The sequence below is a fragment of the Acidovorax sp. GW458-11-26-14-TSB4 genome, assembly GCF_059423865.1.
The window spans coordinates 20,367-30,576 of the sequence record NZ_JBWKYR010000040.1; the positions used below are offsets into that span (position 1 = coordinate 20,367).

Sequence of the window (10,210 nt, forward strand, 5' to 3'; positions counted from 1 at the left end):
CCGGGAAAAAAGGGCGGCACGTGCCGTGACAGGGGCCGCTCCAGCAGCAGGGATTCATCATCCATCAAGGGGCGCATACTGCGCGGCCGCTGGTGCGACATGGGGCCCGGCGGGATTCCGTCTACGGGTTCAGGGCGCGGTGTGCACGCCCCGGGGCCGGTCAGGCCTGGAAACACAGATACTGCGTTTCGCTATGCGCCATTGTACCGCAGGCCCCAGAAAGACAGTGCATCGACCATGTCCTGGGGCAGCGGCGCATGCAGTTCCAGCGGCTGCCCCGTGACCGGGTGCGTGAATGCCAGGCGAAAGGCGTGCAGCGCCTGGCGCTGCAAGGCCTCCACCGGGGTGCCACCGTAGAGCACGTCGGCCACCAGCGGATGGCCGATGGAGGCCATGTGCACGCGGATCTGGTGCGTGCGGCCGGTGTGCAGCGTGCACTCCACCCAGCAGCCCTCGTCCGCGCCCTCCAGCAGCCTGAAATCCGTGCGCGCCGGCTTGCCGGCATGGCTGGCCAGGTCCACCACGGCCATGCGCAGCCGGTTGCGCGGGTCGCGGCCAATGGGCTCCTGCACCGTGCGGCGGGCCGCGCCCTTCCAGGGCTTGTGGGCCAGCGCAAGGTACTGGCGGTGTACGCTGCGCGCGGCGATCATGGTCACCAGGGCGTCCATGGTGGAACGCTCGCGCGCCACCACCATCAGGCCGCTGGTGTCCTTGTCCAGGCGGTGCACGATGCCCGCGCGCGGCACCAGCAGCGCCTTGGCGTCGCGCGCCAGCAGGCCGTTGAGCAAGGTGCCGCTCCAGTTGCCCGGGGCCGGGTGCACCACCAGGCCGGCGGGCTTGTTGACCACCAGCAGGTGCTCGTCCTCGTACACCACGTCGATGGGCATCGCCTCGGGCCGGAAGGCCTGGCTCTGCTGCGTGGGGCGCATTTCCAGCACCAGGGCATCCCCGGCCTTGACCTTGTGGGACGGCTTGGTGGCAGGCTGGCCATTGAGGCGCAGCAGGCCCTGGGCCAGCAGTTGCTGCAAATAGCTGCGCGAGAACTCGGGGACCAGATCCGCCAGCGCACGGTCCAGCCGCAGGCCGTGCTGCGCTGCGCCAGCCTGCACCTGGCGCACCTCGACCTCGTCGGCACCACCGACCTCCTCGCCGGACCACTCCTCGTCGGGGCCGGGCGGGTCCGATGCGGGGACCTGGGCGGGCGCCACCACGGCGCTCAACGCGCCGACAGGTAGCGCGCAGGGTCCACCGGCTTGCCGTTGCGGCGGATCTCGAAGTGCAGCTTCACGCGGTCGGCGTCGGTGCTGCCCATCTCGGCGATCTTCTGGCCCTTGCGCACGGACTGGTCTTCCTTGACCAGCAGCGTCTGGTTGTGCGCGTAGGCCGTGAGGAAGGTGTTGTTGTGCTTCAGGATCACCAGGTTGCCATAGCCGCGCAGGCCGGCACCGGAGTACACCACGCGGCCATCCGCTGCCGCCAGCACCGCATCGCCGGCCTTGCCGGAGATGTCGTAGCCCTTGTTGCGCGCCTCGTCGAAGCCCGCCAGCAGCGAGCCCGATGCGGGCCAGATGAAGTTCAGGTCGTCTTCGCCCGCACTGGGTGCTGGCGCAGCGGCCACCGCTGGCGTGGGCGGCTTGGCACCGCTGGCGGTGGAGGCGGGTGGCAGAGGCGTTGCAACCGGCGCCGCGGGGGTGATGGTGGTGGACGTCACCGGGCGCGTGACCACGCCGGTGTCGGCGGCGATCACGGGCGGCGGGGTCGCGCCGGGCGCGATGACGCGCAGCACCTGGCCCACCTCGATCAGATCGGGGTTCGTCAGGTTGTTCCAGCGCGCGATGTCCTTCCAGCCCTGGCCGTTCTCCAGACCGATGCGGATCAGGGTGTCGCCAGGCTTGACGGTGTAGTAACCCGGCTTGCCGGCGTTTTCGGCCCCGGGCAGGGGTTTGATGGGCGCGGCCACCACGCCGGGCTGCGCGGCGGAGGGTGGCAGCGTGTTGCTGGCATAGGTGCCCCGGTCTTCCACAGGCGCTTTGGTCATGCGGGTTCCACAGCCCACCAACAGCAACGCCACGGTAAACCCTGCAACCAGACCACGCGATACCAACATAAGCAATTTCCCTTCAGGCAATCCCCGATTTTAGAGGGACAAAATGAACCGGCTCGAGCACGCTTTGTTTCAACCCGTGTGGGGTCTTGTCAATCACCAGCAACATCTGCTGGCCGCCGGCCACCGCCATGGGTGCCACCAGCCTGCCGCCCACCGCCAACTGGTCGCACCATTCCTGCGGTACGGCGTCGCCGCCGGCTGCGGCAATGATGGCGGCATAGGGCGCCCCCTTGGCATATCCCAGCATGCCGTCGCCCAGCATCAGGTGCACATTGGCCAGGCGAAACGGGCGCAGGTTGTCGCGCGCCTTATCGTGCAGGCCGCGCAGGCGCTCGATGGTGTACACCTCGCGCGCCAGCTGTCCCAGCACGGCCGCCTGGTAGCCGCAGCCGGTGCCGATCTCCAGCACCCGGCCAAGCCCCGACGGGCGCGCGCTCTCGGCCGCCAGCAGCAGCTCGCACATGCGCGCCACCACGCTGGGCTTGGAAATCGTCTGCCCCAGGCCAATCGGCAGGCTGGTGTCTTCGTACGCCTGGTTGACCAGGCCGCTGTCCACGAAGCGGTGGCGCTCCACCGCCGCCATGGCCTGCAGCACGGCCGGCGAGGTGATGCCCCCGGACGCGAGCTTTTGCACCATGCGGTTGCGCACGGCTGCCGAATCGAGCCCCACGCCCACGGCAGTGGCGGCCGCAGCCCGCTGGCCCAGCCCGGCACCGGCGCCCTTGGGGATGCCTGCACCAGCGCCCGGTACGGCCGGGCGTGGAGCCGGTGCTCCGCTGCCCGGGAGCCTGGCGGGAAAGCCCGGACGCCGCTGCATCACATGCCCGCCACGAGCTGCGAGGCGGTCTGCGCCCAGTAGCCCAGGTTGTCGTGGTCCGTGAGGTCCACCTTGAGGGGGGTGATGGCCACATGCCCCTGCGCCGTGGCATGGAAATCCGTGCCCTCGGCATCGTCCTTGGCCGCGCCCGCATTGCCGATCCAGTACATGGCCTCGCCGCGCGGGCTTTCCTGCACGATCACGCGCTCGGCCGCGTGCCGGCGCCCCAGGCGGCACAGCTTGATGGGCTTGATCACGGAAAGCGGCAGGTTGGGAATGTTCACGTTGAGCAGCCAGGGCGTCTCGCCCACCAGGTTCTGCTGCAACATCTGCTCCACGATCTCGCGCGCCTTGGCGGCAGCTGCCTCGATCTCGCCCCAGCCCTTGTCCACCTGGGAGAAGGCGATCGCCGGCACACCGAAGAGGTAACCCTCCATGGCCGCGCCCACCGTCCCTGAATAGATGGTGTCGTCGCCCATGTTGGCGCCGTTGTTGATGCCCGAGACCACCAGGTCCGGGCGGTAGCCCAGCAGGCCCGTGAGGGCGATGTGCACGCAGTCGGCCGGCGTGCCGTTCACATAGCGGAAACCGTTGGCCGCCTTGCTGACGGTCAGCGGTGAATGCAGGGTCAGCGCGTTCGACTTGGCACTGTTGTTGTGCTCGGGCGCGACCACTTCCACCTCCACGCCGGCCAGCGCCTTGAGCGCGTCATGCAGCGCCACGATGCCGGGGGCCTGGAAGCCGTCGTCGTTGGAAATCAGGATCTTCATGGATAGGGAGCGGGGTTTGCCTCGGGATTGTAGGACGCGGCAGGCGCAGGGGGCCCCCCGTCGCTCGGGGGACATCGCAGGGCAAGACCCCGCGCCTATCATGCGGCGCATCACTGACAGGAGACTTTCCCCATGCACGCTTGGCTTTGCACCAACCCCACCGGCGTCGAGGCCCTGGCCTGGACCGAACTGCCCACGCCCACCCCCAAGGCCGGCGAGGTGCTGATCGAGATCAAGGCCGCCAGCCTGAACTTCCCCGACCTGCTGATCGTGCAGAACAAGTACCAGATGAAGCCGCCGCTGCCCTTCGTGCCCGGCTCGGAGTACGCGGGCGTGGTGCAGGCCGTGGGCGAAGGCGTCACCCACCTGCAGGTGGGCCAGAACGTGGCCTGCCTGTCGGGCACCGGGGGCTTCGGCACCCACACCATTGCACCGGCCGCCCTGTGCATGCCGCTGCCGCCGGGCTTCTCGCACGTGGATGCGGCTGCCTTCATCATGATCTACGCCACCTCCTACCATGCCCTGGTGGACCGGGCGCAACTGAAGGCCGGCGAGACGGTGCTGGTGCTGGGCGCCGCGGGCGGCGTGGGCACCTCGGCCATCCAGATCGCCAAGGCCATGGGCGCGCGCGTGATCGCCGCCGCCTCCACCGACGAGAAGTGCGCACTGTGCACCTCCATCGGGGCCGATGCCACCATCAACTACGGCAAGGAGAACCTGCGCGATGCCATCAAGACCCTGACCGACGGCAAGGGCCCGGACGTGATCTACGACCCCGTGGGCGGCGATTTCGCCGAGCCGGCGTTCCGCTCCATCGCCTGGCGCGGGCGCTACCTGGTGGTGGGCTTTGCCTCCGGCCCCATCCCGGCCCTGCCCTTCAACCTGGCGCTGCTCAAGGGCGCCTCCATCGTGGGTGTGTTCTGGGGCGATTTCGCCAAGCGCGAGCCCAAGGCGAATGCCGCCATGATGGGCGAGCTGGCCCAGTGGTACGCCCAGGGCAAGATCAAGCCGGTGATCGACCGCACCATACCCATGGCCGAACTGCCCGCCGCCTATGCCCACATGGGCTCGCGCGGCGTGATGGGCAAGCTGGTCATGGTCAACTGAAGTGAAACACCCCTGAGTCGCTTCGCGCCTTGCCCCTGAAAGGGGGACGCCCCCAGCGCAAACGCTGGATATGCCGCCTTCGCGGCGGGGCGGCCCTTGCGCGGGGGCACTGGCCTTGGGCGCGCCAGTTTCATGCGGTCTGCGTGGCACACAGCGCAATGAACAACCGACACCGAAAACAGATGCCATGGGTGGCGCTCGCGGCGGCAAGCATGGCGCTGTGTCAAACTCGCGGTTCATCGCAGCCCCTGTTGTTACTGGTGCCCGCCCATGGCCGATCGTCAACCCTACGAAATCGCACGCGAAACGCTCAAGCAGCTCTCGACCCGCCGGATCGCCCCGACGCCCGAGAACTACCTGGCGATCTACGATGAAGTGGCCGGTGTGCGCAGTGCGGCGCCGTTTCCCGAAGCCCAGCTCTCCAGCATCCTGCGCCTGATTCCCGCCCAGACGCCCGGGCAGAAGCGCCTGCTCGGCCAGTTCGAGAAGGCCGTCGCCAACAAGGACTGGAGCGGCCTGCAGAGCGTGCTCGTGGGCTATGCCAACCTGGGCCTGAGCCCCGCCGCGGCGTCGCCGGTGGAACTGCCCACCGCCGCCCCCGCCGCCACGCTGCCCGAGGACCTGGCCGAGCTGCTCGCCCGGCTGATCGACAACACCCTGCCCGCCCTGGGCGAGGACGATGCGCGCGTGCACGAGATGGCCGCGCAGCTCACCACCTTTCTGCGCGAGCCCGCCCCGCTGATCCCCACGCTGATGCTGATGCTGGGCAACTTCACCTACCGGCTGTCGTTCGCCACCGAGGACCAGGCAGCCATCCGCGCCGGGCTGCTGGAGCTCCTGCACATGGTGTTCGAGAACATTTCCGTGCTCAGCGCCGACGACCGCTGGCTCAAGGGCCAGGCAGACGCGCTGATGACCGCTTCGACCCCGCCGCTCACGCTGCGCCGGCTCGACGACATACAGCTGCGCCTGAAGGACGTGATCTTCAAGCAGACCGAGGCCAAGGCCCGCTCCGTCGAGGCGCAGGAACAGATGAAGGAGCTGCTGGCGACCTTCATCGAACGCCTGGCCCAGATCACGGCGTCGAGCACCACCTACCAGGGCACCATGGAGCGCTGCGCCGACCTGATCGGCAAGGCCAGCAGCCTGCAGGAGATCGCCCCCGTGCTCGAAGAGGTGATGACCGCCACGCGCAGCATGGCGCTCGACACCAAGCTCACCCATACCGAGCTGCAGGACCTGCGCGAGCGCACCGAGGCCAAGCGCGCCGAGGTCGCCAAGCTGCAGCAGGAGCTCGACCGCGCCAGCGCCCAGGCGCGGCACGACCCGCTGACCGGCAGCCTCAACCGCAAGGGGCTGGACGAGGCCATGGAACGCGAGATCGCCCGCGCCCGGCGCCTGGGCACGCCGCTGTGCTTCGCGCTTCTGGACATCGACAACTTCAAGCTCATCAACGACCGCCTGGGCCACAGCGTGGGCGACGCCGCCCTGGTGCACCTGGCCCAGGTCACGCGCGAGGTCATGCGTCCGCAGGACCTGCTGGCCCGCTATGGCGGCGAGGAATTCGTGCTGCTGCTGCCCGACACCGCGGTGGACGCCGGGGTGGCTGCCATGACGCGCCTGCAGCGCGAGCTGACCACGCGCTTCTTCCTGCAGGGCAGCGAGAAGATCCTCATCACCTTCAGCGCGGGCGTGGCGCAATTGCACGACAGCGAGACCAGCTTTGACGCGATCAAGCGCGCCGACCAGAGCATGTACCTGGCCAAGCGCTCAGGCAAGAACCGGGTCATGGCAGCATGAGCCCCCGCCGGTGACGCCCCAGCAGCGCCGCGCCTTCCTGCTGCTGGCCGCCCACGGCGCGGCCGCCACCACCCTGCCCCGCTGGGCCTGGGCCCAGCCGCGGCGCCAGCAGGGCAACCCCTTTGCCCTGGGTGTGGCCAGCGGCGACCCCAGCGCCGATGGCGTGGTGCTCTGGACCCGGCTCGTTCCCACAGAGCCCGGCCAGGCCGCCACACCCCTGACAGTGCGCTGGGAGCTGGCCAACGACGAGGGCTTTCGGCGCATCGTGCAGCACGGCCAGGCCACGGCCCATCCGGGCCTGGGCCACAGCGTGCACGTGGAACTCACCGGCCTGGCGCCGGGCCGCTGGTACCACTACCGCTTCATTCACGGCGACGCGGTGAGCGCCACCGGCCGCACACGCACCGCGCCCGCCGCAGACGCCCTGCCCGAGCGCCTGCGCCTGGCCTTCGCCTCGTGCCAGCGCTGGGAGCATGGCCACTATGCGGCCTGGCGCCATGTGCGAGCGGACGCGCCGGATCTGGTGCTTTTCCTGGGCGACTACATCTACGAATACGCCAGCCCCAAGGACACTTCGGGCCTGGCCCGCGTGCACGGCCTGCGCCTGGCCACCACCCTGGCCGACTACCGCGACCGCTACGCTCTGTACAGGAGCGACCCGGCCCTGCAGGCCGCCCACGCGGCCTGCCCCTGGCTGGTGACCTGGGACGACCACGAGGTGCAGAACGACTACGCTGGCAACACCGGCAAGGGCGATGCCGCTGCCTTTGTGGCCCAGCGCAGCGCCGCCTGGCAGGCCTTCTACGAGAACATGCCCTTGCGCGCCGCCAGCCTGGTGCAGCGCGACTATTCGGCCCTGCAGCTGTACCGCCGCCTGCCCTGGGGACGACTGGCGCAGTTGCATGTGCTCGATGCCCGCCAGTACCGCAGCCTGCAGGCCTGCCGCACCGCAGGCGCCAGCGGTGCCGGTGCCGTGCGCCCCAAGGACTGTGCCGAGCTGGCGGAGCCCGGGCGCAGCTTTCTGGGCAAGGCGCAGGAGCAGTGGCTGGACGCCGGCCTGGCCGCCGATGCCCGCGACGGCCGCACCCGCTGGAGCGTGGTCGCGCAGCAAACCCTGTTCTCGCCGCGCCACTACCCCTCGGGTGTCGTGTCCACGGACAGCTGGGATGGCTACCCCACCGCGCGCGCCCGCCTGCTGCAGTCCATCACCCAGCATGCACCGCGCAACACCGTGCTGCTGGGCGGCGACATCCACCAGAACTATGTATGCCGGGTGCTGGCCGACGCGGCGCGGCCCGATGCCCCGGTGATCGCCAGCGAGTTCTGCGGCACGTCCATCAGCTCGCGCTCGGGCAGCACGCAGGACAAGGTGGACGCCATCGTGCGCAACAGCCCCCACGTCTTGCTGGCGCGCTGCGAACAGCGTGGCTACGGACTGGCCGACATCACGCCCGCGCGCTGGACCACCACCCTGCGCGTACTCGACGACCCGCTGCGCGAGGACAGCGGGGCCAGCACGCTGGCGCGCTTCGTGGTCGAGGACCGGCGCGCCGGGCCAGTGCCGGCCTGAGCCAGGCGCTGCAATACCCTTTCGGGCGCTTGTAGCATCCTGTAAATAAAGCGCCCCGCGGCCGAGCGCGGGCCTTACCATGGCTTGATCCCAGCCCCTTGGAGACAAGCGATGCGCAAGACACCCCCCACCCTGACCCTGCTGGCCGTGGCCGCGCTGCTGGCCGGCTGCGCCAGTGCACCCCGGTTCGACTACACGGTACCCGCCCAGCCCGAGGGCTCCTCTGGCTACACCGAAAAGCCCGGCTGGGCCACCGAGAAGTTCGCCGTGGCCGCCGCCAACCCGCTGGCCACCGATGCCGGCTACCAGATCCTCAAGGCCGGCGGCTCGGCCCTGGATGCGGCGATTGCGGTGCAGATGGTACTGACCCTGGTCGAGCCGCAGTCGAGCGGCATCGGCGGCGGCGCCTTCCTGCTGCACAGCGCCGGCACCAAGGTGGAGGCCTATGACGGCCGCGAAACCGCGCCAGCCGCCGCGGACGAAAAACTGTTCCTCGGCCCGGACGGCAAACCCGTGCCCTTCCACGATGGGGTCGTGGGCGGCCGCTCGGTCGGCGTGCCCGGCACCGTGCGCATGCTGGAGATGGCGCACAAGGAGCATGGCAAGCTGCCCTGGGCCACGCTGTTCCAGCCGGCGATCACCCTGGCCGAGGGCGGCTTCAAGGTCAGCGCGCGGCTGAACACCTTGGCGGCAGCCGACGCCCACCTCAAGAAGGACCCGGTGGCGGCGGCCTACTTCTACAAGCCCGACGGCGACGCGCGCGACGTGGGCTTCAACCTGCGCAACCCCGAGCTGGCGGCCGTGCTGCGCCGCATTGCGGCCGAAGGCAGCAAGGCCCTGCACGAGGGCGAGATCGCCCAGGCCATCGTGGACAAGGTGCAAAAGCACCCCACCAACCCCGGCAAGCTCAGCATGGCCGACCTGGCCGGCTACCAGCCGAAAAAGCGCGAGCCCCTGTGCCACGACTACCCGGTGGCCAGCAAGATCTTTCGCATGTGCGGCTTCCCACCGCCGAGCTCGGGCGCCATCGCCATCGCGCAGATCCTGGGCATCCTCAAGAACACCGATGCGGCCGCGATGCCGCTGGAAAACGATTTGCCCACGGCCGACTGGCTGCACCTGTACACCGACGCCGCACGCCTGGCGTTTGCCGACCGCGCCCTGTACGTGGCCGACCCCGACTTCGTGCAGCCGCCCGCCGGCAACTGGGCCAGCCTGATCGCCCCGGCCTACCTGGCCGAGCGCGCCAAGCTCATCGGCACGCAAAGCCTCAAGGTCGCCCAGCCCGGCAAGCCTGGCGCCATGGCCACCAGCTACGCCCCCATGCCCGACCAGCCCGAGTACGGCACCAGCCACATCAGTATTGTCGATGCCTTCGGCAACGCCGTGGCCATGACGACCACCATCGAGGACCAGTTCGGCGCACGCCAGATGGTCAAGGGCTTTCTGCTCAACAACGAGCTCACCGACTTCAGCTTTGCCCCGGCCGACGCCCAGGGCCAGCCGATTGCCAACCGCGTGCAGCCGGGCAAGCGGCCGCGCTCATCGATGTCGCCCACGCTGGTGTTCGACAAGGCCACCGGCGAACTGCTCATGAGCGGCGGCAGCCCGGGCGGCGCGGCCATCATCCACTACACGGCCAAGACGCTGTACGGCGTGTTCAACTGGGGCTTGATGCCGCAGCAGGCGATCAACCTGCCCAACTTCGGTTCGATGAACGGGCCTTCGCTGCTGGAGGAAAAGCGCTTCCCTCCGCTCACCGTGGAGACCTTGCGGGCGCGGGGGGCGGAGGTGCGGGAGATGAACATGACCAGTGGGTTGCAGGCCATCACGCGGGGGCATGCGCATGGGAAGAAGTTGTGGTTTGGGGGGGCTGATCCGCGGCGTGAGGGTGTTGTGATGGGGGACTGATCTGGTTCGTTGGTCCTTTTTTGGAAGCACGCGGTTTGCCTGGTTGAAGGTCGGGAGCCGGGATGTGCGCCCGGCGGCGCAGTAACTTTCTCTTGGGCCGCCAAGAGAAAGTCACCAAAGAGAAGGCG

The 10,210-nt window shown here is 69.3% G+C and carries 8 protein-coding genes; 4 read left to right on the forward strand and 4 right to left on the reverse strand.

Features of this window, described 5'->3' with window-relative positions; genetic code table 11:
• Positions 1-191 precede the first annotated feature (191 nt).
• From AC07X5_RS31900 to surE, 4 genes are read right to left on the reverse strand one after another with little or no spacing between them, the layout of a single operon-like run.
• Complete coding sequence (locus tag AC07X5_RS31900) at positions 192-1,220, reverse strand: RluA family pseudouridine synthase (RefSeq protein WP_494773425.1); 1,029 nt, start codon at positions 1,218-1,220, stop codon at positions 192-194.
• Positions 1,217-2,107, reverse strand: coding sequence for a peptidoglycan DD-metalloendopeptidase family protein (locus AC07X5_RS31905; RefSeq protein WP_494773426.1), 891 nt, complete (start codon positions 2,105-2,107; stop codon positions 1,217-1,219). The genes AC07X5_RS31900 and AC07X5_RS31905 overlap by 4 nt, the downstream gene beginning before the upstream one ends.
• Before the next feature lie 13 nt (positions 2,108-2,120).
• Positions 2,121-2,924 carry a protein-L-isoaspartate(D-aspartate) O-methyltransferase gene (locus AC07X5_RS31910; RefSeq protein WP_494773427.1) on the reverse strand — a complete coding sequence of 268 codons (804 nt, stop codon included), beginning with the start codon at positions 2,922-2,924 and terminating at the stop codon, positions 2,121-2,123.
• Positions 2,924-3,694: a 5'/3'-nucleotidase SurE gene (gene surE / locus AC07X5_RS31915; RefSeq protein ID WP_409955397.1), complete on the reverse strand. Its 771-nt coding sequence runs from the start codon at positions 3,692-3,694 to the stop codon at positions 2,924-2,926. Before surE ends, AC07X5_RS31910 begins: the two co-directional genes overlap by 1 nt.
• A gap of 132 nt (positions 3,695-3,826) precedes the next feature.
• On the opposite strand from surE, the gene AC07X5_RS31920 reads away from it, so the two are divergent.
• The 4 genes from AC07X5_RS31920 (at position 3,827) to AC07X5_RS31935 (ending at position 10,082) form a co-directional block, all read left to right on the forward strand.
• On the forward strand, positions 3,827-4,801 hold the full coding sequence (locus tag AC07X5_RS31920; protein WP_494773428.1) for an NADPH:quinone oxidoreductase family protein: 975 nt from the start codon (positions 3,827-3,829) through the stop codon (positions 4,799-4,801).
• 270 nt (positions 4,802-5,071) lie between these two features.
• On the forward strand, positions 5,072-6,601 hold the full coding sequence (locus tag AC07X5_RS31925; RefSeq protein WP_494773429.1) for a GGDEF domain-containing protein: 1,530 nt from the start codon (positions 5,072-5,074) through the stop codon (positions 6,599-6,601).
• 10 nt (positions 6,602-6,611) lie between these two features.
• Positions 6,612-8,171, forward strand: a complete 1,560-nt coding sequence (locus AC07X5_RS31930; protein WP_494773430.1) for an alkaline phosphatase D family protein — start codon at positions 6,612-6,614, stop codon at positions 8,169-8,171.
• Positions 8,172-8,282: 111 nt separating this feature from the next.
• Complete coding sequence (locus AC07X5_RS31935) at positions 8,283-10,082, forward strand: gamma-glutamyltransferase family protein (protein WP_494773431.1); 1,800 nt, start codon at positions 8,283-8,285, stop codon at positions 10,080-10,082.
• The last annotated feature ends 128 nt before the right edge of the window (positions 10,083-10,210 follow it).